The organism is Bradyrhizobium sp. T-1 (assembly GCF_053592855.1).
This window is the reverse complement of sequence record NZ_CM132115.1, coordinates 5,190,630-5,217,251: the sequence shown is the minus strand read 5'-3', so window position 1 is coordinate 5,217,251 and position 26,622 is coordinate 5,190,630. Positions and strand designations below refer to the sequence as shown.

Below are 26,622 nucleotides of genomic sequence, written 5' to 3'. Positions count from 1 at the left end.
CCCATGCGTGACTTGCTTCGTTCCCGCCGCGGTTCGGTCGCATTCGCCACCGTCGTCGCGCTGGTGCCGCTCATCGGTGCGGTCGCGCTCGGGGCTGAAGCAGGGTCTTGGTATGTCATCAGGCAACATGCACAGAATGCCGCCGATGCCGCGGCCTATTCGGGCGGCTTGACGGTTGCTTGCACTCTGTCCGCGAGCACGAGTTGTGACTCCTCTCAGAGCTACATTTATCGCGGCAAGCAGGCGGCCTCGCAGAACTCGTTCTGTAACACGGGCGACTCCGCGTATTCCGGATCGACGTGCAGCGGAAGTCTTCCGGCCGGCACATCTCAGAATGTCACGATCGCTTCGCTGGCGTCTTGGAATGGTGTCAGCGGAAATTACGTCCAGGCCACCGTCACCCAGCAGCAGAACACGTCTCTCGCGGTACTGCTCGGCTTGTCCACTGTCACCGTTGGGGCAACCGCCGTGGCACGAGTGTCTGCGTTGGCAAAGCCTCCGTGCGTTCTGGCATTGAAGGACCCCATCACCTTCCAGGGCAGCCCGACGCTGAGTTCTCCGGATTGCGGCATCTCGTCGAATAGCACTGCGGCAAATTCGATTGGATTTGTGGGCAATAATGGTCTCAACATCAATGCGCCAAGCTACACGGTGGGAGGCTGTTCGCAGACTGGGGGCAGCCAATGTACCAATGTGCAAACGTACCAGCAGCCGATACCCGATCCGCTCAGTTCGGTGAATACAGCGATAACGGCGCTGAAGACATCGGATTTCCCCAACAAGTCGTGTGGTGGATCAGGTCTGAAATCGTATGAGGCAGGCGCTTGTTATAATGGGGGTAGTCAGACCTTAAACAGCACGACATTAAGCGGCACCTATTATTTCAATGGAAATGTCACGATAAGTGGTGCGTCGACGACGATCACTGGAACGGCGACCCTGATATTGTTCGGAAGCGCGACGCTGACGATTAATGGAGGGCCGACGATCCAGCTCAAGGCAATGTCGTCTCCTGCGGGGCCCTTTTCGTCGTCCGTTTTAAGTTTGATGGCTGGTCTGCTTCTCTATGATGGCGAAACAACTACGAAGAGCAAGAGCGTCACTCTCAGTGGCAGCACGACCAGCTATTTCGACGGTACGGTCTATGTGCCAAATTCGCCTTTGAACTATGGAGGGAATAGCAGCTCATCTGCGCCCAACCCTGGTTGCTATCAAGTCATCGCTTACTCCGTGAATTTTTCCGGTAACACGTCGCTGGACAATTCGGGGTGCAAATCATTCGGAGGGGGAGCTCCTGGGCCTAACGTACAGACCGTGCGGTTGGTGCAGTGATGAGAAGGCTGGATAACAGAGGCGTGGCGGCGTTCGAGTTCTGCATCATTGCCGCTGCATTCTTCACCCTGGTGTTTTCTGTCTTTGATCTCGCCCGCTACGCCATCACGATGCAATCGCTGCGGGCCCTTGCGAATGCCGGCGCGCGGTCGATCATGATCGATGATTGCTACATCAATGCCGCGGTCAACAAGACAACTCCCACCTGTAGCGGAGACCCTCTTCCGACGGCTTCAGCTAAACAGGCTGTCGCGCCGTTTTTGTACAACGGCGGTCTCACGCCCACACTGAACGTGCCGGCGGCAGCGACGTCTCCGTTGATTGTTACCGCATCGCAGCCGAATTTCACCATGTTGAACCCGATCTGGGGCTCATCATTCAACGCGCCCAGCGCAAGCACGCAGGTGCCGTTCTAGAAATGGGACGGCAATGCGCCCAGCGCAGCGACCAAGATACCATCGCCCGTCTGACGCGATTTAATTTAAATAGTATTTAATAGACAATGCTATTGGAGGTTATCGAAATATGTTGCGGGCGAGCTGCGGATTTTCGTGCGCAGGTGGGGCAGGTGATGCTCCCCGGCAACATCGAGCAACTTTCCTCCGAATGCGAAGAGTTCGGCAGGGTCTTTCCTTGCAACTCCGACGTTTGAGGGGTCATGCTCCGCAACAGGGGGGCGCCTGGTGCGGGTGACTCCAGCACCCCTTGGGGCAGCCGATTTGGCTCAACCTCGTCGGGTGTTGCTAAGGAAAATACGAAGTAACGATTTATAGTGGACCGAGTAGTAAGATCCGTTGGCGTGCTGCGGGGGATAATCGTTAGCACGCCGAGGGGTGCATTTCGCGGGTTGGCCGTAGAACGCGGCAATGGGGAATCCGATGGGTGGCGGTCGCCTTTTGAACAAGGCAGGAGGGGGAGGTATCCCTTGGGGAACGGTGCGTCTGGGGGCCGCGCTGATTCTGTTTGGTTTCTCCTCTCTTGCGGACGCGGCTGATCGTCGGGGCGCTCCCGGCGGCGTCTTCGTCAGTGAGATGAACGACGTCCAGCGCGTCAAGGTGACGGTCAACAAGTCGCGCACCTTCCGTGTCGATACGGCGTTTTCGACGATTGTCGCGGGTTCCCCCGATATCATCGACGTGAAGTCGCTGAGCGACCACCTGATCTACGTCCAGGGCAAGAAGACCGGCACCACCAACGTCGTCCTGTTCGACAGCTCGATGACGCAGATCGGCATTCTCGACGTCGAGGTGAACGTCGACATCGGCAATCTTCAGCAGAACATCCAATCCAGCACCGGCGCGCGCGGTATTCGCGTGGCGGCATCGCAAGGTCAGGTGGTGCTGAGCGGAGTGGCGGCAGATGCTGTCGTCGCGGAGCGGGCCCTCACGATTGCAAAAGGCAGCATTCCTGAGGGGGGAATCGTCGTCAATGCCATGAGTGTTGCTGCGCCGCAGCAGGTGATGCTCGAGGTTCGCTTTCTCGAGGTCAACCGGGACGCCGGGCGCGAACTGGGCGTGAACCTTTATGCGGCGAACGCCAACGGGACCAATGTCGGAAATACGGGACTTGGCGCGGCGACGGCCAGTCGACAGCCTATCGGTGGTGTCAACGGTGCCGTCGGGGCTCCCCCGACGGGCAGCCTGCCAGTACTCGGCACGGTAGGTACGCTTCTTGGTACTGCTGCGGGCGGTGTAGCCCCGGCCCCGTTTGGAAGCCTGTTGACCAGCATCATCCGAACCAGCAGCGGCGGCTCGGTCGACTTGTTGATCTCGGCGCTCGAAACCAAGGGATTGGCTCGCCGCTTAGCGGAGCCGAACCTGACCACGCTGTCAGGGGATGCCGCCCGCTTCCTGGCCGGCGGTGAGTTTCCGGTGCCGATAGCTTCTACGGCGGTAGCCGGCGCATTGCCGACCGTTACGATCGACTACAAGAAATTCGGTGTTGAACTGGCTTTCGTTCCTACCGTGCTGTCGCGTGGCGTGATCAATCTTCGCGTCGAGCCTTCGGTCAGCGAACTCGATTTCTCCAACGCGGTGACCATCGCTGGCACGACTATTCCGGCGCTGACCCGCCGCGACGCGCGAACGACGGTTGAGCTGCGCGACGGCCAGAGCTTTGCGATTGCCGGGCTGCTCCAGACGCGGAACCGGCAGGACGTTTCGCAATTGCCGTGGATCGGTTCGGTGCCCGTGATCGGAACCTTGTTCAGCAGCAAGTCGTACCAGCAGCAGGAAACGGATCTGGTCATCATCGTGACGCCGCGCCTGGTCGCGCCGGCGGCGCCTGGGCAGCAACTGGCTTCGCCGCTCGACTCGCGCCTGCCGGCGAACGACGTCGATTTCTTCCTCAATGGCCAGATGGAAGTCCGCAAGCGTTACGACGACTACGTCAATTCGGGTGGCGAGGTGAAGGGGCCCTATGGCCACATCATCGCTCCTGAAGTCAGGGCGCCCGTCGCGGCTCCGGCCGCTGCTGTCGACCAGCCGGTCGTGAAAACGCTCAACTAGAGGAGGCGAGAGATGACCATCAGATATCTCGCTCTGATCGCGCCCCTTCTGCTCGGGGGCTGCTACGGCCTTGCCGGTCATGACGAGATGGACCGTTACGTCCAGCGTTCCGACACGATCACGATGAGCGCCGGCAATGCCAAAGAGGTCAACGCGGTCACCCATACCATTCATCCATGGCCCGCCTACGTTGGGGATCGCAGGATCGCCTACGACGCGCGGCGTACGGGCGAGGCTGTGAAGCGCTACGGCACCACGACGCGGCCGGTCGATCAGCTTCCCGATATGGGCGATCCGACGAAGGCCATGGGCCAGCCACCGCCCGTCACCACGATTCAGAACGTCAACACAACCGGGCTGGGTGCGGGGACCGGAGGATCGGTGGCTGTCGGAGTAGGGGCGCCTAGTCGTTAGATGAGCCTCGGCATCCTGAGTATTCGCCTGGGGTTCGGTTCTTTCGGCGTTGCTGAGATGCCGAGGGAGAAGGGGGAAGGGACTGGAATGGAAGATGCGCCGTTGTTCTGGCGCTCACCGCAGTTTTGGTCCTGGCGTGTGTTCTCGTAGGTAGTTTTGCGATGATATTTCGATGGGTGCAAGAGATGCGCTGGAGTCGGGGAATGGGGCGAGGAATGCACCGTCTCGCGCCAGCGTTGATCTGTTGCGGTTTGGCGACCGGCCTTGGGGCTTGCGACTACACGACCCGGGAAGCGGCGATCGTCGCTCCCGTGGATCCACCGGGCGCGGACCCTGTGCAGGAGCCGACGGATGTCAAATATTATCCCTCCGACGAGCCGGTGCGCATGGGCTTGGAGCAATACAACCGCGGCAATTACGGAATCTCTCAACGCTATTTCAAGGATGCGGTCGAGAAGGCGCCGAAGGACGTGACAGCCTGGATCGGGCTTGCGGCGAGCTATGACAAGCTGCGCCGCTTCGATCTCGCCGATCAGGCCTACACGCAGGCGATCCGGCTGGGGGGCGAGACCGTTCAGATTCTCAACGATCAGGGATATTCCTACATGCTGCGCGGAAACCTGAGCGCGGCGCGGCGGAAGTTCGAGAAGGCCTATTCGCTCGATCCGGGTAACCCGGTTATTGCCAACAATCTCGAGCTCCTCAACGGTAGCCGGCGATTTATCGAAAGACCGCCGAACAATCAGCCCTGAGCAGAATAATCCGCGCTGATTCTGAGGTGCCGCGTGCAACGCAGCGTTGCGCGGCCGACGTCAGGCTTGATGAGAACGTGCTTGCGGGCAGATGGCCAGCAATTGGCTCAGTTCGTGCCCGCGATAATGATGAGATTGTTCAGTACGGGCGTCGAGAGGAAGGCCACGACAAGCGCGATATTATGCACATTCTTGCTATGCCAAAGCAACCAGACGACCATGCCGGTCAAACCGAGCTTGGGAATGAGCCACCAAGCGCCGAGTGTTTCCTGGGCCAGGCGCATGAACGGGTTCAACTCGCCCAATCCCAGATGAAGAATCTCGTTTGTGGTCGCGAGATCTGCGACTCCCAGCAAGAAGCCGCAGAACAACAGGAGTGACTTAATCAGGGATGTCCTCTTGTGCAGTTGCTCTGCGCTCACCGTGTGGGCCCCATTCATTTCACGCTCCCGGTGCCGAAGATTGTCGGACCGTAGCTCCTTAGCTGAAACGTCTTAATTTTCCTTAACACTGACGCGAAGGCAATGGTTCCTTCGCCGCCAAGGCGGGATATAGCTCCCGAACGCTGCTCAGAATTCTATCAATCCTAGATTGTGACTGGGGGGCAAGACAATGCGCCTGAACAATCAGGCCAATCATGACATGAACCCAGGTTAAAAGCTTGTCTCGAGACCGAGAGATGAGCCAAGCGGTTCAATTCGATTGCAGCACCGCATCTGCCTGACGGCTGTCGCGCTTAAGGATGATGATCGCACCGTTCTGGATCGTGAAGCGCGCACCCAGCAACTTCGGCACTTTGTCGGTTACCGGGGAAGGCAGAGGGATGGTCCCAACGACGACAGGATCGCCCACGCTGATTGGTTTTGCCGCGGGGCCTTTGACGGGAGACGGTTTGATGTATTCGCGGATGAGCCGGATCTCGTCCGGCGAAAGAGTGAGGCTCGGCGCAGTGGGACGGCGCTCCGCAGGGAGTTTGTCGTTGTCTGCCGCTACGACCGGCGGCGGGATCTTCTGATCCGCACTGGTTTTCTGCCGTGGCTCGGAGTTGGCCGCCTGCTTCTTGAGTGACTCGAGTTGCCGCTCAAGGGTCGAGATCTCTGACTTTAGCGATTTGATCTGTGTGACGGCGATGTACGCTCCGGCGCAGAGGATTATCCCGAGCAGCGCGAGTATCGAAAGGACGAGACCGCTTGTTCCGCCACCGGAGACGTTGCCGACATGGGGGGCCTCTTGCTCGATGTGACCTCTCAGGATGCTGCCAAAACGCTTCATGCTGGACGCCAGCGGGATATATCTGGCGGAAGGCGCCGTGTCGGAGGTCGCTTTGAGCTTCCCAAAATCTACCGTCGAGACCGGCGGTGCATGAGTCCAGGCCGGCGGCGTATGTGTTGCGGGGAAAGTTTCGAGCGCGTCTGAATTCGTCGGCTCATCGGCAGGTTGCTCAACAATCCGATCAGGTTGCCCGGCGTCGTCTAGATCAATGGTTGCCTGATCGTCCGCCGGCTCGAAATCTGCGCCGCCGCTGCGAGGTTGCAGATCCAGGTTGAATATCTTCTGGCGCATCTCCGTGCCGATCAGATCGTCGATCTTCTTGAGCGAAGGCAAGCGTGCAAGGGAATTTTTCCCGGGGTAGGATTCTCCGAGGTCTTCGATAGCTCGCAAGACGGCACGGCCGGTCTCGGTGATTCTCAGGCCATCATTCTCCTCGATGACGAGGCCGGCCGGAAGCGCATCGATGTTGTCGAATTCCAGAAATCGCCTTGCCCTCACTTGGCCCTCGGCGGAGGTCACCTCCCGGACAAGCACCTCAAGAGTGGCGCGCCCGTCGCGACACTTGGCCAGAACGTCCAGCATAGCTAACGTAACTTGCACGCTCTATCCTTGATTCGAGGACACTCGGATTACCAGATCGAATGGGATTGATCCGCCGTCGACGAAGCCTGGACTATAGCACGCCTCAGGCTCAGAGGGCCTAACGGGGCGGGATGGGGCGCAGCCGGCTGCGCGCGGCGGGGCGGGCCTGCGGTGCCGCGCACGAGATCGTCGACGAAGCCAGAAACTCCGCATCTGCGTGCCGCCGCCATAAATCGTGATCGGCTCGCCGCGCAGCGCCTTCACCACGAAGTTGGAGACGACACGACCATCGTTCCCGAGCACGCGCGGGCCGCAAGACGCGAATCGGGCTAGTCCTCGAACCGTGCTGGTCATCGAACTGGATGGCATTTGGCTAGGGCGATCCATCATTCGTGCCGATGGATCTCATCAGGAAAATGCCCAATCGAGCTGGATGACCATGTGCTAACAAAACTCAGTAGCGCTTTGGCCGGGCGACCGCCTTTGTCGCAACGCAACACCAGGGGCGAACACGTCCCGGCAATACAAGAAACATGGACCGTTGGGGGAGGAAGTCCGAATGCTGAGACGACGTCATGCGGCCTTTGCCGCAGCCGGCCTGCTGGGGATGTGTGGCCTGGGGACGCAGGCGTCGCCGAGTTCGGCGGGCCAGACGTGGAACGCCTACACCTACAACTCAGTCGCCACCGTGACTGCAGCCAAGGGCCTGGCGGAACTGTTCGACGAGATCGGCAAGCGGACGAATGGCGAACTGACGGTCAAGCTGCATCTGGGCGGCACACTGCAAATCAAAGCGACCGACATCACCCAGGCTGTCGCTGACAACATCGTTCAATTGGGCGACGATGCCTTCTTTCTCGGTAGCGTGCCGGTCGGCGCCGTCGTCCGCCTGCCCATGCTCGTTCACAATCCGGCGGAATACGAGAAGGTGTCGGCCATCCTCGCGCCCGCGCTGAGTGAGGCCTATGCCAAGCGCGGCATCGTCGTGGTCGGCGAATACGTATTTCCGGAGCAGGTGATCTGGTCGCGCAAGGAGCTCAGGTCACTGAAGGACATCCAGGGTCAAAAGATCCGAGTGATCTCGCCCGATCAGGGAGAGTTCATCAAGCGATTGGGCGGATCTCCGGTGACACTGGGGACTGCGGAAGTGCCCGCTGCGCTCGATCGTGGCGTCGTCGACGGCGCGATTACGGCAAGCTCGGGCTATGGCTATGTCTGGCGTGATCTCTTCAAATACAACTACCGGCTCAATCTCGGCTATGTCAGCTCGCTCCTCCTGGTGAACAAGCGCGCATGGGACAAATTGTCGCCGTCCGTGCAGGCGACGGTAAAGGACACGATCCGCGAGATCACGGACAAGACGACGAAGGCAATGGCTGCCGAGGATCACGAACTTACGCAGAAATTGGCTTCGCAAATGACGGAAACTATGCCGTCTGCGGCTGATGTCGCGGACGCCGAACAGCGGATCAAGCCTTACTACGACGACTGGGCGAAGGGCCAGGGAGCTGAAGCGATCGAACTCTTGAGCAGGGTCCGCAAGGCTCTGGGGCGTTGAAGGACATGGTGTCGTCTTCCAAAACCCCGACGCTCGACGATGCCGGAGGCGTCGCCGCCCCCGGTCGTTCGCAGCCTCCGGAAGGCTGGGTCGAACGGCTTTGTCGCTGGCTTTGCGAGTTCGCCATCGTCTCCATGATCCTCATGGTCGCAAGCGAGGTCTTTCTGAGGAACGTGCTCGGCCTCTCGCTACAATCGGCGGACGAACTCGGCGGATATCTTCTCGTCGGCGTCTCGTTCCTGAGCCTGTCGACATGCTTCGTGAGCGGCGCCTTTCATAAGGTCGAATTCATTGACGGTCGGCTCGGTGAGCGCGGCCATGCGCTACGCAAGCTGATCTTTGACGCGATTTCGCTGGCCTTCTGCCTGCTTCTGCTCTGGCAGCTCACGCGCCTCGTGCTGCGGAGCTGGGAGGGGGGCGATTTCGCCGCAACCCTTCTCGGGACCCCGCTATGGATTCCGCAACTGAGCATGCCGCTTGGAATCGCGGCCCTCTGCTACTCCTTGGTGAAATCGCTTTGGGCGGACGTTCGTTGGCTCAGTGCCGTTGGATGGCGGAGCCGTAGCCAATGAGTCCGGGTCTTCAACTTATCGTCGCCTTTACGGTGTTCCTGTCGCTCCTTGGTTTGGGCATGCAGGTGCCTTTCGCCATTGCCATTCCCGCAGCCGTCTATCTCTTCATGCAGAACGGCTTCGATGCGTTCAACGGCCTGGGTCTGGTCAGCTGGGGCAGCATGGACAGCTTCACGTTGACCGCAATTCCACTGTTCATCCTGCTCGCGGAAATCCTGCAGAAGAGCGGATTGAGCTTCAGGATCTATCGCGGTCTTTCGGTGCTGGTCGCCCGCATTCCCGGCGGCCTCCTGCAAACCAACATTGCGGGATGCGCGGTGTTTGCCGCCATCAGCGGATCGAGCATCGCGACCGCCGCCTCAATCGGCAGCGTCGCGCTGCCTCAGCTCGGTCAGCGGAAGTACGATCGTAGGCTCTCCGCGGGTTCGCTGGCGGCCGGAGGCACGCTCGGCATCCTGTTTCCACCGAGCATCGCGATGATCGTCTACGGGACCTTCAGCGAGACATCGGTTGCCAAGCTGTTCATGGCGGGGGTGATCCCGGGCCTGATCCTGACCGCCATGTTCATGATCTACATTGCTGTCTACACGACCATCAAGCCGAGTGCAGCGCCGGTCGAGGTGCTGACAAGGAGCGTCGCGGGAGTCCTCGGCGCTCTCACCGACGTTCTGCCATTTGCGGTCCTCATCGGATTCATCCTCGGCAGCATCTATTCAGGACTCGCCACGCCGACCGAGGCGGCAGCCATCGGGTGCCTGTTCGGAATCGCGATCTCAGCAATCTGGGGCGAGCTGACATGGTCGAAATTCGTCGCCGCCATGCATCGGACGGTCGAGGTCGTCGGAAACATCCTGTTCATCGTCTACGCGGCCTTCCTGTTCTCCTATGCGATCAGCTATGCAGGCGTCGGCGATGACGTCACCGCCTTCGTGGTCGGGCTGCATCTGAGCAAGGTCGAATTCTTCCTGGCGATCTTCGTGCTCTACACCGTCCTCGGCTGTCTCGTTGAGAGCCTGGGCATGATCGTGATCACGGTGCCGTTGCTCTATCCTATTCTCGCCCAGTACGGCGTCGATCCGATCTGGTTCGGTGTGATGCTCGTGATGTTCATCGAGCTCGGCCAGATATCTCCGCCGATCGGGATCAATCTCTTCGTCATTCAGAGCATCTGGGACGGCAAGCTCAGCGAGGTCGTGATGGGAACGGTCCCGTTCCATCTGATCATGTTGATTCTTCTTTTCATGCTCGCGATCTGGCCGGAGCTCGCGTTGTTTCTGCCGACCCGCATGGGGTGATGGGCCAGGGCGCTACTGAATGACTGCGCGGCCTCGCATGGCACGTACGAACGCGCGCGCCTTCACTGCCGTGCCGCTTCGCTTTGCTCAACGTGAGATCGCGCGACGGATCATCACGTCGACTGATAGTCAGTATCAAGATTTGGCCAATTCTCTCCTGCGATCCGATCGTCGAATAATGACGACACGGATCGCTCAACCAGCAAGTCATCATGCGGCTCGATCAAGCAATCAATTTCGACGATATCAGAATTCTGGCGCGCAAGAGTCTACCACGCATCGCGTTCGACTTCATTGATGGCGGTGTGGATGGTGAGGTGGCGCTCGAGCGAAATCGTGCCGCGTTCGATCGCTACAAGCTGCTGCCGCGCTATCTCGTCGACATCGAGAAGCGCCGTCAGACGGTCAAGCTGTTCGGGTACGACTATGCGAGCCCGTTCGGCGTCTCGCCGATGGGCATCGCGGGCTTCTTTCGCCCCGGCGCAGATCTCATGATCGCACGCGCCGCCGCGCGTTTTGACATCCCCTACATCATGTCGAGCGCGAGTTGCGATTCCATCGAGGCGGCAATGGCGCACGCGCCCAAGACGACGTGGTTCCAGATCTATGGCACGCGCGACCCACGCATCACACTCGATCTTGTCCGGCGCGCCAAGGCGCTCGGCGTGCGCGTGTTGCTGATGACCATCGACACACCGGTGATGGGCAAGCGCGAGCGCAACGTGCGCAACGGATTCCGTCGGCCGATGAAGATGACACCGTCGGTGATCGCGCAGGGATTGAGCCGGCCGGGCTGGACTTATCGGTATCTCACCAAGGGCGGCATTCCCATGATGGAGAACTGGCGGCCCTATGCTGCCGAAGGCGCCAACGCCAACTCGGTTGCCGATCTCTATGGCGAGCAGACGCCCGCGCCCGCGCAAACCTGGTCGATTTTGGAGCAGGTTCGCAAGGCCTGGGACGGCCCACTCGTCGTGAAGGGCGTGATGCATCCGGCCGACGCGCTGAAATGTCTCGAGCTCGGCGCCGACGGTGTGATGGTGTCCAACCATGGCGGGCGACAGCTCGACAGCGCGCCCGGCTCGATCGACGTGCTGCCAGCAATTGCCGACGTGGTCGGCGGCCGCATGGAGCTGTTGATCGACAGCGGCTTTCGCCGCGGCGGCGACGTTGCGAAAGCGCTGTGCCTTGGTGCCAAGGCCGCTTTTTTCGGCAGGCCAGCGATGTTCGGTGTTGCGGCGGCGGGCGAGGCGGGGGCGTGCAAGGTGTTCGACATCATGCGCCAGGAGGTCAGTCTTCTGATGGGACAGCTCGGCTGGATCGACGTCGACAAGGCCGGACCTGATAGCCTCTTCGACCTCCTCGATCGACGCATGGGACGAAACTAGCAGGGGTTGCGAGCCACCGGATCAATTCAGAAAACTCCAGCGAGGAACGACGTGACCAAACGCATGCATCTGATCGGTTTCTACATGCATAGCCCGATCAACCATACGGCGCTGAGCTGGGCCGACCCCGAGGACGATCGTGTCGAAGGCTTGCGTTTGTTCGAGCACTGGAAGCGTCTTGCGCGCACGCTCGAGCGAGGGCGGTTCGACGCAGCCTTCTTCGCCGATACGCCGGGGGGAATGGAGCGTTACAAGGACAGTTTCGAGGACTATGTCCGCTACGGCGTCACATGGCCCTGTCACGATCCGATGGCGTTACTCGGCGTGATGCTGGCCGAGACGAAGCATCTCGGGCTCGCCGTCACGCTGTCGACGGCGGGAACGCATCCCTACCACACCGTGCGCCGTCTCTCGACGTTGGATTATCTTAGCGGCGGGCGCGTCGGCTGGAATATCGTTTCGGGCCATTTACGCGGAGAGCACCGTGCCCTTGGCCTCGATCAGATCGAGCACGACCGTCGCTACGATCAGGCCGATGAATACATGGAGATCTGCCACGCATTGTGGAATGGGGTCCAGCCCGGCGCGATCCTGGCAAACCGGCAGACGGGTGAATTCGCTGATCCCACGAAAATCTCCGTCGTCGATTTCGCGGGGGCTCACTACCGCTGCCACACCGTTCCGCCGACCCTGCCATCGGCGCAGGGACGTCCGGTGCTGTTCCAGGCCGGATCGTCCGGACGCGGTCAGGAGTTCGCGCTCAAGCACAGCGACGTGGTCTTTTCGATCCAGGCGAGAGAAGAGGCGATGAAGGCCTTCGTCGACAAGCTGAATGACTCGTCGATCTCCCAAGGCCGCACCGAGCCGCCGAAGGTGATCTTCGGCATTCAATGCGTGCTCGGCGGGACCGAGGCCGAGGCGAAGCGTCGCCAGGCCGAGATCTTCGAGCGCATTCCGCTCGATGCCGCACTTAGCCGGATGTCCGGTACGCTCGGCATCGATTTCAGCAAGATCGACCTCGATCGCCCGTTGGCCTCCAACACGACGGACGCCTCGCGCGGCATGCTGATGGCGCTGGCCAACATGACCGGCGATGGCAATGCGACGGCGCGCGACGCCGCACGCGTCTTCGGCGCGACGGCGGGCATGCCGCAGCTTGTCGGTACCCCCAAGCAGGTGGCGGACCAACTCGAGCATCTCTGGCGCACGAGCGGCTGTCACGGCTTCAATGTGACGCCGACGACCAACATTCGGAGCATCGAGAATTTCGTAGACGAGGTCGTGCCACTGCTGCAGGCCAGGGGCATCTTCCGCACCGACTACGAGAGCGAAACCCTGCGCGACAACTTCATGAACTGAGCCGCGTATACCGCGCCGATCGATGGGTCCTTTCAAGATGTCGAACGATTTGCCAGGACGAAATCCAGATCTAAAGACGCCGGCCGGCGCCTGCGACACGCATATGCACATCTATAATAGGGCGTATCCGGCATCCTCGAAGGCCTGGCTCTTCCCGTCCGATTCTAGCGTTGACGACTATCGCAAGGTGCAGGCGCGCCTCGGCCTGCAACGAACGGTCATCGTGCAGCCGGTCACCTACGGCTTCGATAATCGTTGCACGCTCGATTCGGTGGCCGCAATCGGCGGCAACGCGCGGGCGGTCGTGACGGTGCCGCCCGCCGTGACCGACAGCGAGCTGGAGCAGTTCTGGCAGAGCGGCGCGCGCGGGCTGCGCTATCACCAGATGCGGGGCAGCGTCACCGAATGGTTGGACGTGCCGTTCATGGCCGAGCGCATCCGCGGCACCGGCTGGCATCTCCAGATTCAGTTCGACGGACTGGAGTTTCCCGATCATGAGGATCTGATCGCGCGGTTGCCTTGCACAGTGGTGATCGACCATATGGGTCGATACGCCCGGCCGCTGCCGATCGAGCACCCGGCCGTCAGGTCGCTGCTACGTACCGCGGCGCGCGACAACGTTTATGTGAAGCTCTCCGGCGCCTACCACATCGCCCACGGCAGCGGGCCTGACTACAAGGATGTTGCGCCGATCGCCCAAGCGCTGGTTGCGCAAGGAACCGAGCGTCTGCTGTGGGGATCAGATTGGCCGCATCCGACCGAGGCGGCCGAGGCCATGCCCGACGACGCCGACCTCCTTGATCTTCTCTTGGGCTGGGCCCCTGATCCCGGTGCCCGCCAGGCGATCCTCTCGGACAATCCGGCCCGCCTCTACCGGTTCGAAACTTAGTCGGGGAGCTCGGGGCGACATGTCACCAGCCGCCAAGCAACCCACCGCAAGCTCGGTACGCGGACATTCCGGGAGGGTGGATATATTCTTCCACTATCAGATATATTGATGGAAATCCGCGCAGATCGTTTCATTAACCTGATGAAAGGGCCTGCGGGGCCCACAGAAAATCATTGGGCTAGGTGGAACATGCTCTCCAGGGTGACATTCGATCAACTCCAGATGCTGATCGCCGTCGCGGACACCGGCAACTTCTCCGCGGCGGCCCGAAAGGTCAATCGCGTTCAGTCTGCCGTCAGTCAGTCGATCCAATCGCTCGAAGACGCGCTCGAGCTGAAGCTGTTCGACCGCTCGAGCAAGCTGCCGCGGCTGACGGAGTCCGGCGAGGCGATCGTGCAGGACGCGCGCCGCATCATCAGCAGCACCGACGCGCTGCGTGCGCGGGCGAAGAACATGGCGACCGTGGCCGAGCCGGAGATCAGTCTCTCCATCGAGCAGGTGTTTCCGAGTACGGTACTGATCGAAAGCCTGCGCGCGTTTCGCGAACGCTTTCCTCTCGTCTCGGTGAACCTGCTAGCCGAAGGGCTTGGCGCGCCCGAGCAATCGCTTTTTGAAGGCAACGCGCGGCTGGCGATCTATTCGACCGCGCTCGACGGAATGCCGGGATTCCAGATGGAGTTTCTCGGCGACGTTCCGATCTCCCTTGTTGCATCCGCCCGACATCCGTTGGCGAAAATCGAGGGGCTGATCCCGCAATCCGCGCTGGAAGAGCATGTTCAGTTGACAATGGTCGACCGTACCAAGCGCTACCGCGGCGTCGTGATGGGAACGCGCACCTGGAGTTTCATCGACCAGTTCAGCCGTCTGGACTTCGTGCGTAACGGGTTCGGCTGGTGCGCCATGCCGACCCATCTTGCCAAGGAGTATCTCGCCTCCGGCGAGCTCGCGGAGCTGAAGCTCGCCGCGCACAATGGCGAGCCGCTCCGCTTCCCGCTCTACGCCGTCCACAAGATCGAGCAGCCGCCCGGACCGGCTGCGCAATGGCTCTTGAGTGAAATTCGGCGCCGCTTCTCAGAATGGATCGACGCGACGATTGATCATCGGTCGTTGCGACGGGGTATCCAGATCCGGGTGACCACGGTTTGAATCGGCATGCATAGGGAGCGGAGTTGGTAATGGGTTGCACGGCTGAAGGGAGCTCGTCCATGAGATCGCCCATCGAGAGCGGAAGCCCTCGCGTTGAGACGGACGGCTTTCGTCGCAGCCTTGCCGAATTCGCGACCGGGGTCACCGTCATCACCACTTCGGTTGATGGCGAACGCTTCGGCCTCACGTCGAACTCCTTCGCCTCGGTCTCGCTCGACCCTCCGCTGGTGTTGTGGTCGATCCGCCGCGAGAGCAAGAGTTTCGCGGCGTTCACGGCCTGCTCCCATTTCGCCGTGAACATCCTAGCCGAAGACCAGATCGAGCTGTCACAGCGCTTTGCGCGCTCCGGTCCGGATAAGTTCAGGGAGCTCGATTGTCTCGCAGGAGAGGGCGATGCACCGCTGTTTGCAACTGCGGCCGCTTCGTTCGAGTGTGTCTGTCGCCAGACCTATGATGGCGGTGATCATCTCATTCTCATCGGCGAGGTCCTGCGCTACTCCCGCTACGAACGACGGCCGTTGCTGTTCGTGAAGGGCGGCTATGCCGTCTCCGCCGAGCATCCCGATATGCGCACCTTCGTTGCGGGTAGGAACGCGGAATGCTCGGATAATGGCGAGGAGCGCGTCCTGTCCAACCTGATGATCCGCGCCTACAGCGCCATTGCCTCGCGGCTGGAGCGCGGGCGGCAGATGGAGGGGCTCGGGCTCACACTGATGCAGGCGCGGCTCCTGCGCGCTGCCGCGACATCGCCCGACCGCACGCTCGACGATCTGATGCCGGAGCTGTTCCTCGACTTCAACGCCAGCCGTAATCTCTTGGAATCGCTCATGTCGTTGGGGCTCGTCGCTGTCGATGATCGGGGTCAGGTGCGGCTCACGGCTGAGGGCGAAGGACGTCTTCAGGCAATCGTGGCGCATGCGCGCGCCAACGAGGACATCTTGTTCAAGGGCATTCCCGATACCGATCTCGCGACGGTTCGGCGCGTCCTCAACATGATGGTCTCAAAGCAGCTCGGCGCGCCGGCGTCGGCCCTCCAATAATCCGGAAAGGACATCACAGTGCAATCCGTCGTCTACAAGCGAATTCCCCGTCTCGATCCGGTCCTCATTGAGCGCGCGCGAGGCATCAACGTCGCTGACCTGCATGAAGGCTTGGGCCCGGTCATAGGACGGCAATGCCTGATGCAGCCGCAAATGTGTGCGCTGTTCCCGACTGCGCGGGTCTGCGGCCAAGCCGTCACATCCTTCAATTTTCCAGGCGATAATCTCATGCTCCATGCGGCCTTCCGGGTCGCAGAGCCGGGGGATATTCTCGTTCTGACCAATGGCGGCTCTCCGCAGGGCGCGCTGTGGGGAGAAATCGCGAGCTACTACAGCCGGATCAGGAAGCTCGGCGGCGCCGTGATCGACGGTGCGACCCGCGATACGGTGCAGATCACCGAGATGGGCTTTCCGGTGTTCGCCTCCCATGTCTCGGTGTCCTATCCCGGCAAGCGCGGACCCGGCGCGGTCAATGTCCCCGTGGTCATGGCGGGGGTGACCGTCAATCCTGGCGATCTCATTGTCGGGGACGCCGACGGCGTCATGGCGATCCCGCCCTCGCATGTCGAGGCGGCAGTCCGCAATGCCGAGGCGCGAATGGCCAAGGAAGCGGAGATCAAGCGGCGGCTCGACGGGGGAGAGACGTTGTACGACGTTGGTGGCATGAAGGGGCTGTTCGAGGCCGCCGGCATCGTGGAGATCGATGCTGCCTGGACCGATCGGCCCTGATGCTCGCTAGATGTGGACGCAGCCCATTTGAACCTTGGTCCAATGGGGGCGGGCTGCTTACGCTCTGGTGATGTGTTGGACGATCTGTGCTGCCGAGGGATGAGGTTTCCTCAAACCGCAGGATTTGTGATCGGTATTGCGCTCTCTTGGCTTGTCCCGCGATCCGTTCCCACCAATTCCGATGCCGATAGCGGTGCCACGCCGATGGCTGCGAACGACACGAAGTGCAGTACGGAAACTGGTGGCGGGCCCCCAGCCAGCAACAATGCCGGCCGTACGTCCTCGACCCATAGGGAGCACTCGCACAGCCGTCCTACAGTGGAAGTGATTTCACGTCGACGCAGAGCGGCTTTGCGGGGTCTATCCGGGATCCAGATTTTCCTTCGGGCTCGACGCAGCTTATCCCAATCCGGAAGCACTCTCGCCGACACGCCCAGAGCGTTCGGCGGCGTCTACCATCCGCTCTGTGGTCTGTCCATGAACAAATAACAGGCCGCTTGCCAACGCAACCAAGTCCAGTGCCGCCTCGCGCGTTTGAGCTTCAAGATAGGATCGAACTGTTCGGCCGACAATCGCCATTGAAATGAAACCCCGAAAGTTGCTGCGCCTCGCCCCCGGATGCCCGCCTTTCTAATGTCCGGCGCTCTGTCCGCCGTCGACATGCAGGATCTCGCCGGTCGTGAAGTTGGCACCCTCGAGATACAGCACCGCATCGACAACATCGCGTACCTCTCCCATCCGTCCGATCGGATGCAGTTTGGCCAGGAAGTCGTACGATTCGGGTGCATGCATCGGCGTCTTGACAGCGCCGGGAGCCACAGCGTTCACGCGGATACCCTTGCTCGCATATTCGATCGCGAGCGACTTCGTAGCTGCATTCAAGCCGCCCTTCGTGAGAGCCGCCAGAACCGATGGCACGCGGCTGACCGCATGTTCGTCGAGGCTGGTCGTGATCTGAACGATGTGCCCGGATCCTCGCTTCAGCATGTGATTGGCTGCGCGCCGAGTAATATGGAAGAAGCCGTCGAGATTGATCCCAAGCAGATTGGCATAATCTTCGTCCGTATATTCGGTGAATGGCTTGGCGACGAAAATGCCGGCGTTGTTGACGAGTGTGTCGATGCGGCCGAAGCGATGCATCGCCTGCGATACGATGCGTTCCGCGGTGTTCGGATCGGCGATGTCCCCGGCTACTGCCAGGATATCCGGATCAGACGGCTGTCTGATCGAGCGGGAATTGGCGACGACGCAAAAATTGCGATCTCGATAGGCCCTTACCAGGGCCTCTCCAATACCCTGCGATGCCCCGGTGACGATAGCGACTTTCTGTTCTTTATCCATGATAGACTCCACATTCCGGTTTGAAGGGGGGGCTGGCCGTTTGGCTACTGTGCAGTCCAGCCGCCATCGACGGAGATCGTTGTGCCCGTGATTTGGTCAGCCGCGGCCGAGCACAGGAAGGCCACGGTGCCTCCAAGCTGCTCCGGTGAGACGAATTCCGAGGACGGCTGCTTCTCGCCTAAGAGCGCCTTGGCAGCGTCTTGTTGGCTGACGTTCTTTTGCGCGGCCATGTCGCTGATTTGCTTTTCGACCAGGGGTGTCCGCACCCAGCCAGGGCAGACTGCATTGCAGGTCACGCCGCTGCCGGCTGTCTCCAGGCCAACCACCTTGGTCAGGCCAACGAGCCCGTGCTTGGCTGCAACATAAGCTGCCTTGTGTGCGGAGGCGACGAGACCGTGCGTCGATGCAATGTTGACGATCCGGCCCCAGCGCTGCTTCTTCATCTGGGGGATCGCGGCGGCGATGCCGTGGAATGCGGCGGACAGATTGATGTCCAGGATTGCGTGCCATTTGGCAGACGGAAATTCATCTACCGGTGCGGTGAACTGGATGCCGGCATTGTTCACGAGAATGTCGAGACGCCCGAAAGTCTCGATCGTGGCCGCTATAAGTCGGCGCACGGAATCGCCCTTCGACATATCGGCGTCGTCGTACACGACACGCACGTCGTGCTCGCGCTCGAGCCCGCTGCGGATAGCTTCGATCTCGACGAGGTCGCCGAATCCGTTCAACACGACGTTGGCGCGGAGCCTGGCCAATTCCCTGGCGATGCCGAGCCCAATGCCGCTGGTGGAGCCGGTGACGATAGCTACTTTATTCTTCAACATGGGAGCTCCTTTTGTGCTTCGTGGTGGTTTCGTTGACGGCGAATGAAGTTAATGCCCGCCCCCGGCTTCGATACGTTCTGGCCTCGTGAGCATCAGCGCCGCGAGGAGCGCAACGATCTGCGAGACGCCAAGCAGATAGAAAGTGTCGCTGAAACCGAGGATGAAGGCCTGCTTCTGGATGATCTTGCCGATCGCGACATAGGCATGGTGGGTGGCATCCATGCGGTCGATCACGCCATGGCTCATGAAATATTGCGTGAGTTGGTCGAGGCGAGTACGGGTGGCTTGCTCGAACATCGAGACCGATTGCGTCAGGACGTTGGAATGATATTGCTCGCGTTTGGTCAGCAACGTCTGAAGGGCGGCAATGCCGATCGCGCCGCCGAGGTTACGCATCATGTTGAACAAGGCGGACGCGGACCCGGCATTCTCGGGCTCGATTCCAGCGGTGGCCACCGCCGAGAGCGGCGCAAAGACGAGGGCCTGACCAAACGCGCGGACGACATTCGGCCAGAAAAGCTGATCAGCCGCGTAGTCGTTGGTCATGTAGATGTTCAGGAAGTTGGAGCCGCCGAAGAGCACAAAGCCGACTCCGATCACGAGGCGCGGATCGAGCCGCTGCATTAGGCGAGGTACCAGCGGGATAAGCACGAGCTGCGGCAGGCCGGTCCATGCCAGCACCATGCCAATCTGCTCGGAGTTGTAGCCCTGGATGCGCGACAGGTAGACCGGCAGGACATAGACGGAGCCATACAGCGATACGCCCAGTAGAAAATTCGCCAGGACGCCGAAGCCGAAATTGCGCCGGAACAGGATGCGCAGGTTCAGCAGTGGCTTATTCACGGTCAGCTCGATCGCGAGGAATAGCGCCAGCGCAACCGCCGCGACTATCGCGAGCCGAACGATGAAAGGCGAGCCGAACCAGTCGTCCTTGTTGCCTTCTTCCAGCACCGTCTGAAGCGCCGCGAGCCCGATCGCCATCGTGGCGATGCCGGCCCAATCGCCTTCACGCAGCAGGCGCAGCCGCATGGGTGTCGCTTCGAGCGAGGCGTAGAGCATGGTGATCATGATCGCGCCCGGGACGACGTTGACGTAGAAGACGTACTCCCAGCCGAAGTTTTCAGTGAGATAGCCCCCGATGGTCGGCCCAATGGCCGGAGCGAAGGTCGCGGAAATCGCGAACATCGCCAGGCCGATCGGCTGCTTCGCCTTCGGCAGCAGCGTAATGATGAGGGTAAACGCCATGGGAATGAGCACGCCGCCGGTAAAGCCCTGTACGGCGCGGAGCACGATCATCTGCGGCAGGTTCTGGGCGAGCGCGCAGGCTGCCGAGAACGCCAGGAAGAGGAAAGCGTTGGTGAGGAGGTAGGTGCGGACCGAGAACACCTGGGCAAGCCACCCGCTCAGGGGGATCACGACGATCTCGGCGATCAGATAGGAGGTCGAGATCCACCCCCCATCATCGATGCCTGCGCCGATCCCGCCCTGAATGTTGGCAAGGGATGCATTGACGATCTGGATGTTGAGCACCGCCATGAAAGCGCCCAGCGTCGCTCCGCTCACCGCGAGCCAGGTTCTCGCCGAGACGGTGGGAGCCGCGGCTGGCGGCCCCGCTTCGCCAGCGGGGACGGCGTTGATGGTCGTTTGCAGTGTCGTCATGGCTGTCTGCCTACATTTCGTCAGCTGCGGGGCTTGCCCCCGCGTGACGCGAGCCGTTTCTCGGCCTCGCGCTCGGCGAGAACGGCCGACTTGGTGTTGACGGTCGGCTCCGCCGACATTCCGGGGCGCAGGAGGCCGTTCAGGCTCTGGTCGTCGAGCGCGATCTTCACCGGTACGCGCTGCACGATCTTGGTGAAGTTGCCGGTCGCGTTGTCAGGAGGCAGCAGGGCGAACTCCAGGCCGCTCGCTGGCGATAGGCTGTCGACATGGCCCTTCAGCTTCGTCGCATGGAAACTGTCGACGCGCAGCTCGACCGGCTGCCCATTGCGCACGTGCGTGAGTTGGGTCTCCTTGAAATTTGCGACCACATAGACCGCATTGAGCGGAACCACTGCCATGAGCTGCGTGCCCGCCTGGACATATTGGCCGACCCGCAATGTGCGCGCGCCGACGGTGCCGTCGACCGGCGCCGTGATCCGCGTATAGGATACATTGAGGGTCGCCTGCTGCTCCAGCGCGCGAGCATGATCGAGCTGTGCGAGAGCCTGGGCGCGTTGAGTCGAGAGCACCTCAATCCTCTTGTTGGCGGCGATCAATCCCGCCTTGCCTTGCTGCAATTGTGCGATCAGCGAGCGCAACGCTGCGTCGGTCTGTTGGGCCCGTTGAATGGTGCCCGCACCCGATTTCATGAGATCGTCATAGCGGGCGCGCTCTTGCTGGGCGAATTTCAGGTTGGCCTCGGTCGCGTCGACCTCGGCTGCCTGCTGTTGAATGAGCGGCTCCTGCAATTCGATCTGTGCGTTCAGATTTTTGACCGCGGCCTCGGATGCTGAGACATCCGCCTTGGCTTGCTTCAACGCGGTCTTGAAATCGCGGTCGTCGATCCGCGCCAACACCTGGCCGGACTGCACCGGCTCGTTGTCCGCGACGAGAACCTCCGCGATGTAGCCGGAGACTTTGGGCGCGATGATCGTGGAGTCCGCCTTCACATAGGCGTCGTCGGTCGTCTCCAGATAGCGGCCGGCCGTGACATAATAGTGGCCGTAGACCGTAGCCCCGGCTACGCCGAGCGCGGCGGCGAGCGCGAGCGCGGCGCGCCGGATCGCCTGACGAGAAGGAGAATATTGGGCTTTGGTCTTTGGTTCGGAGGCGTAAGAAAGGGTCGACATGGCTCTCTCCGGAAGCTGCGGGCGGCGCTGAGTCTCAATCACGACGATGGACGTCGTGGGTCACGATGCCGAGATCGGGAGATGGCGGGTCCAGGCGGCGTGGATCGGCCAGCGTGCGGCGAATGTCGTCGAGCCCGCTCTGCCAATGCGCGCGCATCGCGCTCAGCCCAAACTCGTAATCCCTCGAATGTCCCTCATGGATCTTGGTCTGATAGATCAGGTGAACGATATTGTAGGCGCGCTCGCGCGCCATCTCGGCGATGTCGCGGATCTCCGGATCTCGTTTCTCGGCTTCCGGCAGCTTCTCGATCGTCCGCTGCAGGGCCCGACGCATCTTCTGCATCCGCAGGACCTGATCGGTCACGTTGCGGGTTCGGCTGGAATACTGGATGTCCTTTTGGCGGCTCGAAACCTCCATCATGTCGTAGGGAACGCGGCCCCTGGCCGACCAGAGATCGATCTGGAACGTCAGCGTGTCACGAGGCTCGCCAGACAGGACGCGGGAAAGAGGCGTGTTCGACACCACACCGCCGTCCCAATAGTGCTCTCCTTCGATTTCGACGGCGGGGAATCCGGGCGGCAGCGCGCCGGACGCCATGAAATGCTTCGGCCCCAGCCGACGTTCGTCGGTGTCGAAATAGATCAAATTGCCGGTGCGGACGTTGACTGCGCCGACGCTGACGCGCATCTCGCCCGAGTTCAGCCGGTCGAAGTCGACGAACCGTTCCAGCGTCTGTTGCAGTGGTGCCGTATCGTAAAAGCTGGTCGCGGCGTTACCCGAGAAGGGCGACCAGAGCGGCGAGGGGAAACGCGGCTTGAAGAAGCCGGGCTGGCCCTGGACCAACGCCCTCGCTGCCGCCAGCGCGTTGCGGATCGAGGTGATGTCGAACGCAAAAGGTAAGGCGTTGGCCAGTCCTTCGCCTGCGGGCCATTCGATCGAAAACGCGCAGATGGTCTCCCAGAACTCTCGCAGCCGCCGCACGCGCTCGCCTTCAGGCGAGCCTGCGATGATGGCGGTGTTTAGGGCTCCGATCGAAATTCCGGCCAACCAGTTTGGCCGGATGCCGGCCTCGTGCAAGCCTTCGTAGACCCCGGCCTGATAGGCGCCGAGAGCTCCGCCGCCTTGTAGGACCAGGGCAACCACGTCATAGGGCCGCGGCCTCGATTGTTGCGACACAGGCATGTTTGGCTCGCGCGTGACCTTAAGCATTTCGAATCTCCCGACGTTGCGGCTGATCTGATCAGCCGGCGTTTGCCTCAATGAGGATTTCGGATCTGGATCTGGGTTGCCGTGCGGTCGCCTCGGGCGACAGGTAGTCGTGGACCACGGTGCCGAGACCGAGCGTCAGGTCGGCCACGAGGTGTTTGGCCGACAGCACCTGCAGAACCGGAAGTTCGGCGACGGGCGCCAGGGCATGCGAATGCAGGTCCAGCGCCGCCGGCCCGGTCCAGGCGCCTTTCACGGTGATGTCTTCGAGGTGGTAACGGACCAGTTCGCAGATGCGCGCTGAGCCATCGACATGCGGCAGGATCTTGAGCAGGAAATTGGGCGCAGTGAGCCTCCTGGCCTCGGCGTCGATGTCGAGGGCGCGGTGTTTGTAACCCATGGTGCCGGTTGCGATGCGCACCGAGCCGTAGTTCAAGGTGCCGACCAGCGTATCGATCTCGACCGCAAGCTTTGGCTGCGCCAGCTTCTTTGGAAATCCCCACAGCTCCCGCCCGCCGGCGATGGGCGGATGATCATTGAGGAACATCTGATGGGTAAAGCTGCCAACCTGCCCCTGATAAGACACCGGGATGACCTGGCCGCTTTCGGTGTAGTCGCCGAACCCTGTTGAGTCAGGCATGCGGATGAATTCGTAGTTCACCACCGGCTCGGTCACCTCGAGCGGCGCCGGTACGATCCGACGCAACGCCTCGGGATCCGTCCGGTACTGGATGATGAAGTATTCGCGGTTGACGAAGCGGTAGGGACCCGGCGGAAAAGCTGGATTGGTCAGCGGCATGGCGAACGCCGTCGTGCGCACGGTCTCGGGTTTCATCGGGGGTGGCTCCAGTTTGGTCGATGGCGAGGGAGCCGCGCTTCCAGGTCGGAAGCGCGGCCGTATCTCTCGACGGTCTCAGACCTCGGTGACGTGCTCGGGATCGGCAGACGCGAGTGCGGCGGCACGCTCGGCCCGCGGCGGGTAGATCCACACAGTGTTGATCTCGTGCTTGGTCTTCTTGGCGACGTCGCCGATCATCTCGACCTTCCGTTCCCAGCCGCGCGTGAAGACCGCGCCAGCCTCGCCAAGGTCGAGGCATGTGACGTAGGCTTTCTGGTGGTACGGCTTGGTCGGGACGCCAAGGAGCTCGGCAGCGGCATTGTTGCCGGCGAAGGCGCCCATTCGGGTGGCGTGTTGGCAGGACATCAAGGCAAAGTTGCCGGCGTCGTCGCACGCAGCCTTCGCGGCATCGCCGGTTGCAAAGACGCCGGGCACCGATGTCACACGCAGATCCTGATCGACCAGGAGTCGGCCAGAATTGTCGCGCTCGGCCGGGATCTGCTGGGTCAACGGCGCTGCGCGAATGCCCGCCGCCCAGACCACGGTCTCCGCTTCGATGCGCTCACCGTTCGAAAGCGTGACGCCGGTTTCATTGAGCGAACTGACGCCGGCGCCGACCCGGGTCTCCACGCCGAGCTTGCGGAGGGCGTCCTCGATGACGGGACGGGGGCCTGCGCCCATGTCGGGAGCGATCGCGCCGTTGCGCTCGACGATGATCACCCGCGGCCTCGTTTCCTTGCCGAGGATGGCACGAAGTCGCCCGGGCATCTCGGTGGCGGCTTCGATGCCGGTGAAGCCGCCGCCGGCAACGACGATGGTGTCGCGTCCGTTTCTGGCCGGCCTGTCGGCCAGGCTGTGCAGATGCCTGTCGAGGGCGATCGCATCATCGAGCGAGTCGACACTGAAACCATGCTCGGCAAGGCCTGGAATATTCGGGCGGAAAAGCCGGCTGCCGGTGGCGACGACCAGTCGGTCATAGGAGAGCGTCTTTCGGGTGCCCGCTGCGGTCGAAACCTGCACCATGCGGGACTTGGTATCGATCGTTTCCGCGCTGCCTTGCACGTAGACGACGTCGATGGACTTGAGTACGTCCAGCAAGGGCGCGGTCAGCGTTTCCGGCTTCGCTTCGTAGAGCCGCGGGCGAACCACCAGTGTGGGTTCCGGTGCGATCAGGGCGATCTCGAGTTCGTCGGGCGAGGCGCCCTGGATGTCGCGCAGGCGGGCAGCTGAAAGTGCGGCGTACATGCCGGCGAAGCCGGCTCCGATGATGACTAGTCGCATGTGGTCTTCTCCTCTGGTTGATCTTCGCGCATAGGCGCGTCGCCGCCGCCGCTGTGCTTGCGGTTTGGTGTGGTCGTCGACGCGAAGACGTGAAACGAAATCGTTAGGTTTTAAGGGGAGGGGCAACTCGACATCGATGTGGCCCATCGCCGGCGAAAGAAGAGCGGCTCGGTAGCATTTGGGCCGCCCCAGTTGGCATAGGGAAGGCGTGTGTCATCGGTGGTCATGACGGACAGCACTGGGGTCGTCGTTTGCAGGGACCGCGGTGGGATTTCCACTTCCTCGCCGGTTGCAGAAGTGAAGCGAACCGCCAAGGAGAGTCCATACATGATTGTCGTTGCAGCGAGCCTCCGCCGCGGAGGGATTACGAGGAGGCTGACGAAGGTCTTCGAGGTCATCGCTTGTCTCCGTCTGTTGGGAGCGTTAGGGACCTTGACTGTCTAGCGGATCGAATCTGCTGCTGCGCCAGCGCGATTGCGGTGCCTGTAGAGCAATTGCTGCTACCGCATGCGCCGTCGCCAATCACTTGGCGTTTCGCCGGTCAATTTCTTGAACGCCGCAGCGAACGCAGTCTGCGAAGCGTAGCCAAGCTGTCCGGCGATCGCCGCGATCGATGCGTCCGTATCGCGCAGCATGTTCATGGCTTGGTCGAGCCGTTGTTGGCGCAGCCAGGCATGAGGCGAAAGCCCGGTACTTTCCTTAAACGCACGACAGAAGTGGAATCGCGAGAGCCCTGCATCCGATGCCAGCACCGCGAGAGACACGTCAGTGTCGCTGTCCGAGCGCAGACGTTCGATCGCCCGTCGCAGAGCATGTGGCGACAGCCCGCCCATGACCAGCTTGAACGTGGATGGCTCGCCGGTGTGCTCAGCAAGGATGCGTGTGGCCAGAACATCCGTCAGTTGCTGCCTGAACAGGTGATCCAAGGCCGCGTTGCCCTCCAGCACGTCCGCCGCACTCATCAGCAACCCCGATACGACCGGGTCTGGATGCCCCGTTCGTTCGAGAAGATCGCCAGGAGTAGGCGTGTTGGCCTCGTGAGCAATGCGTGCGAGCGCGGCCTGCGGAAGATAGAGTTGGATCACATCGACAAAGCCAGGAATATCCCATCTGGCGCTTGAACCGGCCGGTATGATCGTCACAACTCCGGACCGCGCCGTCCCAATCGCGACCGATTTCCCATTGCGCCTCTCGAGCCGTTGAACGCCTGTCGGGTAAGTCATGATCACGTGGTCGGTCATGGGCTCGACCACGTCATGCAGAGCCCCATGCTTCCAGTGCGCGATGGCGCCGTTGGAAGGGTCCGAAGCCATTTGAAGCGGTGCGGTCTTGAGGACGCGCGCCATCTCCACGTCGGCGCGGCGCCGCTCGACGCTCGAAGAGGCATCGTGGCCCGCGCCGGGAGCGACGAGCAAAGCCTCCAAAGGATCCTGCGGGATTGGTCTGGTCATGGAGCTGTCTCGCC

General features: G+C 61.5%; 25 protein-coding genes and 1 pseudogene. 14 read left to right on the top strand and 12 right to left on the bottom strand.

Annotated features, from left to right (window positions below; genetic code table 11):
- Positions 1-3 precede the first annotated feature (3 nt).
- The 5 genes from ACWAT4_RS25335 (at position 4) to ACWAT4_RS25315 (ending at position 5,005) form a co-directional block, all read left to right on the top strand.
- Positions 4-1,332: a pilus assembly protein TadG-related protein gene (locus tag ACWAT4_RS25335; RefSeq protein WP_449728337.1), complete on the top strand. Its 1,329-nt coding sequence runs from the start codon at positions 4-6 to the stop codon at positions 1,330-1,332.
- A gap of 23 nt (positions 1,333-1,355) precedes the next feature.
- On the top strand, positions 1,356-1,748 hold the full coding sequence (locus ACWAT4_RS25330; RefSeq protein ID WP_449728336.1) for a TadE/TadG family type IV pilus assembly protein: 393 nt from the start codon (positions 1,356-1,358) through the stop codon (positions 1,746-1,748).
- A gap of 462 nt (positions 1,749-2,210) precedes the next feature.
- The gene (locus tag ACWAT4_RS25325; protein WP_449728335.1) at positions 2,211-3,839 is read left to right on the top strand and encodes a type II and III secretion system protein family protein; all 1,629 of its coding nucleotides are present in this window, start codon (positions 2,211-2,213) and stop codon (positions 3,837-3,839) included.
- Between the two features lie 12 nt (positions 3,840-3,851).
- The gene (locus ACWAT4_RS25320; RefSeq protein ID WP_449728334.1) at positions 3,852-4,253 is read left to right on the top strand and encodes a hypothetical protein; all 402 of its coding nucleotides are present in this window, start codon (positions 3,852-3,854) and stop codon (positions 4,251-4,253) included.
- 215 nt (positions 4,254-4,468) lie between these two features.
- Positions 4,469-5,005 carry a tetratricopeptide repeat protein gene (locus tag ACWAT4_RS25315; RefSeq protein ID WP_212302627.1) on the top strand — a complete coding sequence of 179 codons (537 nt, stop codon included), beginning with the start codon at positions 4,469-4,471 and terminating at the stop codon, positions 5,003-5,005.
- A gap of 107 nt (positions 5,006-5,112) precedes the next feature.
- Here ACWAT4_RS25315 and ACWAT4_RS25310 read toward each other — a convergent pair whose 3' ends face one another.
- From ACWAT4_RS25310 to ACWAT4_RS25300, 3 genes and pseudogenes are all read right to left on the bottom strand, one after another.
- Positions 5,113-5,445 carry a DUF5658 family protein gene (locus ACWAT4_RS25310; RefSeq protein WP_449728333.1) on the bottom strand — a complete coding sequence of 111 codons (333 nt, stop codon included), beginning with the start codon at positions 5,443-5,445 and terminating at the stop codon, positions 5,113-5,115.
- A 253-nt stretch (positions 5,446-5,698) separates the two neighbouring features.
- Positions 5,699-6,859, bottom strand: a complete 1,161-nt coding sequence (locus ACWAT4_RS25305; RefSeq protein WP_449728332.1) for a hypothetical protein — start codon at positions 6,857-6,859, stop codon at positions 5,699-5,701.
- 173 nt (positions 6,860-7,032) lie between these two features.
- Positions 7,033-7,183: pseudogene (locus tag ACWAT4_RS25300) on the bottom strand (NAD-dependent epimerase/dehydratase family protein); the annotation flags it as partial.
- Between the two features lie 235 nt (positions 7,184-7,418).
- Here ACWAT4_RS25300 and dctP point away from each other — a divergent pair.
- The 8 genes from dctP to ACWAT4_RS25260 all read left to right on the top strand — a co-directional run bounded on the left by dctP (position 7,419) and on the right by ACWAT4_RS25260 (position 16,106).
- Positions 7,419-8,417: a TRAP transporter substrate-binding protein DctP gene (gene dctP, locus ACWAT4_RS25295; protein WP_449728331.1), complete on the top strand. Its 999-nt coding sequence runs from the start codon at positions 7,419-7,421 to the stop codon at positions 8,415-8,417.
- 5 nt (positions 8,418-8,422) lie between these two features.
- Positions 8,423-8,989: a TRAP transporter small permease gene (locus ACWAT4_RS25290; protein ID WP_449728330.1), complete on the top strand. Its 567-nt coding sequence runs from the start codon at positions 8,423-8,425 to the stop codon at positions 8,987-8,989.
- Entirely contained in the window at positions 8,986-10,284 is a 1,299-nt protein-coding gene (locus ACWAT4_RS25285) for a TRAP transporter large permease (protein ID WP_449728329.1), read from the top strand. The genes ACWAT4_RS25290 and ACWAT4_RS25285 overlap by 4 nt, the downstream gene beginning before the upstream one ends.
- Before the next feature lie 212 nt (positions 10,285-10,496).
- Positions 10,497-11,672, top strand: coding sequence for an alpha-hydroxy acid oxidase (locus ACWAT4_RS25280; protein WP_449728328.1), 1,176 nt, complete (start codon positions 10,497-10,499; stop codon positions 11,670-11,672).
- Between the two features lie 51 nt (positions 11,673-11,723).
- Positions 11,724-13,031, top strand: a complete 1,308-nt coding sequence (locus ACWAT4_RS25275) for an NtaA/DmoA family FMN-dependent monooxygenase (protein WP_449728327.1) — start codon at positions 11,724-11,726, stop codon at positions 13,029-13,031.
- 22 nt (positions 13,032-13,053) lie between these two features.
- On the top strand, positions 13,054-13,920 hold the full coding sequence (locus tag ACWAT4_RS25270; RefSeq protein ID WP_449728326.1) for an amidohydrolase family protein: 867 nt from the start codon (positions 13,054-13,056) through the stop codon (positions 13,918-13,920).
- Positions 13,921-14,109: 189 nt separating this feature from the next.
- Positions 14,110-15,066 (top strand): LysR family transcriptional regulator, encoded by a 957-nt coding sequence (locus tag ACWAT4_RS25265; protein ID WP_283816216.1) that lies wholly within the window; start codon positions 14,110-14,112, stop codon positions 15,064-15,066.
- A gap of 59 nt (positions 15,067-15,125) precedes the next feature.
- On the top strand, positions 15,126-16,106 hold the full coding sequence (locus ACWAT4_RS25260; protein WP_212425639.1) for a flavin reductase: 981 nt from the start codon (positions 15,126-15,128) through the stop codon (positions 16,104-16,106).
- Here the strand turns inward: ACWAT4_RS25260 and ACWAT4_RS25255 are convergent.
- A complete protein-coding gene (locus tag ACWAT4_RS25255; protein WP_249154343.1) occupies positions 16,068-16,343 on the bottom strand; it encodes a hypothetical protein in 276 nt (91 codons plus the stop codon). The two genes, ACWAT4_RS25260 and ACWAT4_RS25255, sit on opposite strands and share 39 nt — an antisense overlap.
- Between ACWAT4_RS25255 and ACWAT4_RS25250 the strand changes: the two genes are divergently transcribed.
- The gene (locus tag ACWAT4_RS25250) at positions 16,248-16,835 is read left to right on the top strand and encodes an RraA family protein (RefSeq protein ID WP_449731260.1); all 588 of its coding nucleotides are present in this window, start codon (positions 16,248-16,250) and stop codon (positions 16,833-16,835) included. The genes ACWAT4_RS25255 and ACWAT4_RS25250 overlap by 96 nt on opposite strands.
- 630 nt (positions 16,836-17,465) lie before the next feature.
- On the opposite strand, the gene ACWAT4_RS25245 is transcribed toward ACWAT4_RS25250, so the two are convergent.
- From ACWAT4_RS25245 to ACWAT4_RS25210, 8 genes are all read right to left on the bottom strand, one after another.
- Positions 17,466-18,176 (bottom strand): SDR family NAD(P)-dependent oxidoreductase, encoded by a 711-nt coding sequence (locus ACWAT4_RS25245; protein ID WP_212443902.1) that lies wholly within the window; start codon positions 18,174-18,176, stop codon positions 17,466-17,468.
- Between the two features lie 44 nt (positions 18,177-18,220).
- Complete coding sequence (locus ACWAT4_RS25240) at positions 18,221-19,003, bottom strand: 3-hydroxybutyrate dehydrogenase (protein ID WP_212425642.1); 783 nt, start codon at positions 19,001-19,003, stop codon at positions 18,221-18,223.
- Positions 19,004-19,051: 48 nt separating this feature from the next.
- Positions 19,052-20,662 (bottom strand): MDR family MFS transporter, encoded by a 1,611-nt coding sequence (locus ACWAT4_RS25235; RefSeq protein WP_212302457.1) that lies wholly within the window; start codon positions 20,660-20,662, stop codon positions 19,052-19,054.
- A 20-nt stretch (positions 20,663-20,682) separates the two neighbouring features.
- The gene (locus ACWAT4_RS25230) at positions 20,683-21,831 is read right to left on the bottom strand and encodes an HlyD family secretion protein (protein WP_212425643.1); all 1,149 of its coding nucleotides are present in this window, start codon (positions 21,829-21,831) and stop codon (positions 20,683-20,685) included.
- 34 nt (positions 21,832-21,865) lie between these two features.
- Positions 21,866-23,041 (bottom strand): DUF3734 domain-containing protein, encoded by a 1,176-nt coding sequence (locus ACWAT4_RS25225; protein ID WP_449728325.1) that lies wholly within the window; start codon positions 23,039-23,041, stop codon positions 21,866-21,868.
- Between the two features lie 31 nt (positions 23,042-23,072).
- Positions 23,073-23,873, bottom strand: coding sequence for an acetoacetate decarboxylase (locus ACWAT4_RS25220; RefSeq protein ID WP_212425645.1), 801 nt, complete (start codon positions 23,871-23,873; stop codon positions 23,073-23,075).
- 78 nt (positions 23,874-23,951) lie between these two features.
- Positions 23,952-25,157, bottom strand: a complete 1,206-nt coding sequence (locus tag ACWAT4_RS25215; protein WP_212425802.1) for an NAD(P)/FAD-dependent oxidoreductase — start codon at positions 25,155-25,157, stop codon at positions 23,952-23,954.
- 500 nt (positions 25,158-25,657) lie between these two features.
- Positions 25,658-26,608, bottom strand: coding sequence for a helix-turn-helix domain-containing protein (locus ACWAT4_RS25210; protein ID WP_212425646.1), 951 nt, complete (start codon positions 26,606-26,608; stop codon positions 25,658-25,660).
- Positions 26,609-26,622 lie beyond the last annotated feature (14 nt).

Bases quoted from the DNA above. Each gene is read 5' to 3' on its own strand.
- ACWAT4_RS25335 (WP_449728337.1), top strand. From the start codon at position 4: ATGCGTGACTTGCTTCGTTCCCGCCGCGGTTCGGTCGCATTCGCCACC.
- ACWAT4_RS25325 (WP_449728335.1), top strand. From the start codon at position 2,211: ATGGGTGGCGGTCGCCTTTTGAACAAGGCAGGAGGGGGAGGTATCCCT.
- ACWAT4_RS25320 (WP_449728334.1), top strand. From the start codon at position 3,852: ATGACCATCAGATATCTCGCTCTGATCGCGCCCCTTCTGCTCGGGGGC.
- ACWAT4_RS25315 (WP_212302627.1), top strand. From the start codon at position 4,469: ATGCACCGTCTCGCGCCAGCGTTGATCTGTTGCGGTTTGGCGACCGGC.
- ACWAT4_RS25310 (WP_449728333.1), bottom strand. From the start codon at position 5,445: ATGAATGGGGCCCACACGGTGAGCGCAGAGCAACTGCACAAGAGGACA.
- ACWAT4_RS25305 (WP_449728332.1), bottom strand. From the start codon at position 6,859: ATGCTGGACGTTCTGGCCAAGTGTCGCGACGGGCGCGCCACTCTTGAG.
- dctP (WP_449728331.1), top strand. From the start codon at position 7,419: ATGCTGAGACGACGTCATGCGGCCTTTGCCGCAGCCGGCCTGCTGGGG.
- ACWAT4_RS25290 (WP_449728330.1), top strand. From the start codon at position 8,423: ATGGTGTCGTCTTCCAAAACCCCGACGCTCGACGATGCCGGAGGCGTC.
- ACWAT4_RS25285 (WP_449728329.1), top strand. From the start codon at position 8,986: ATGAGTCCGGGTCTTCAACTTATCGTCGCCTTTACGGTGTTCCTGTCG.
- ACWAT4_RS25280 (WP_449728328.1), top strand. From the start codon at position 10,497: ATGCGGCTCGATCAAGCAATCAATTTCGACGATATCAGAATTCTGGCG.
- ACWAT4_RS25270 (WP_449728326.1), top strand. From the start codon at position 13,054: ATGGGTCCTTTCAAGATGTCGAACGATTTGCCAGGACGAAATCCAGAT.
- ACWAT4_RS25265 (WP_283816216.1), top strand. From the start codon at position 14,110: ATGCTCTCCAGGGTGACATTCGATCAACTCCAGATGCTGATCGCCGTC.
- ACWAT4_RS25260 (WP_212425639.1), top strand. From the start codon at position 15,126: ATGAGATCGCCCATCGAGAGCGGAAGCCCTCGCGTTGAGACGGACGGC.
- ACWAT4_RS25250 (WP_449731260.1), top strand. From the start codon at position 16,248: ATGCAGCCGCAAATGTGTGCGCTGTTCCCGACTGCGCGGGTCTGCGGC.
- ACWAT4_RS25255 (WP_249154343.1), bottom strand. From the start codon at position 16,343: ATGGAGCATGAGATTATCGCCTGGAAAATTGAAGGATGTGACGGCTTG.
- ACWAT4_RS25245 (WP_212443902.1), bottom strand. From the start codon at position 18,176: ATGGATAAAGAACAGAAAGTCGCTATCGTCACCGGGGCATCGCAGGGT.
- ACWAT4_RS25240 (WP_212425642.1), bottom strand. From the start codon at position 19,003: ATGTTGAAGAATAAAGTAGCTATCGTCACCGGCTCCACCAGCGGCATT.
- ACWAT4_RS25235 (WP_212302457.1), bottom strand. From the start codon at position 20,662: ATGACGACACTGCAAACGACCATCAACGCCGTCCCCGCTGGCGAAGCG.
- ACWAT4_RS25230 (WP_212425643.1), bottom strand. From the start codon at position 21,831: ATGTCGACCCTTTCTTACGCCTCCGAACCAAAGACCAAAGCCCAATAT.
- ACWAT4_RS25225 (WP_449728325.1), bottom strand. From the start codon at position 23,041: ATGCTTAAGGTCACGCGCGAGCCAAACATGCCTGTGTCGCAACAATCG.
- ACWAT4_RS25220 (WP_212425645.1), bottom strand. From the start codon at position 23,873: ATGAAACCCGAGACCGTGCGCACGACGGCGTTCGCCATGCCGCTGACC.
- ACWAT4_RS25215 (WP_212425802.1), bottom strand. From the start codon at position 25,157: ATGCGACTAGTCATCATCGGAGCCGGCTTCGCCGGCATGTACGCCGCA.
- ACWAT4_RS25210 (WP_212425646.1), bottom strand. From the start codon at position 26,608: ATGACCAGACCAATCCCGCAGGATCCTTTGGAGGCTTTGCTCGTCGCT.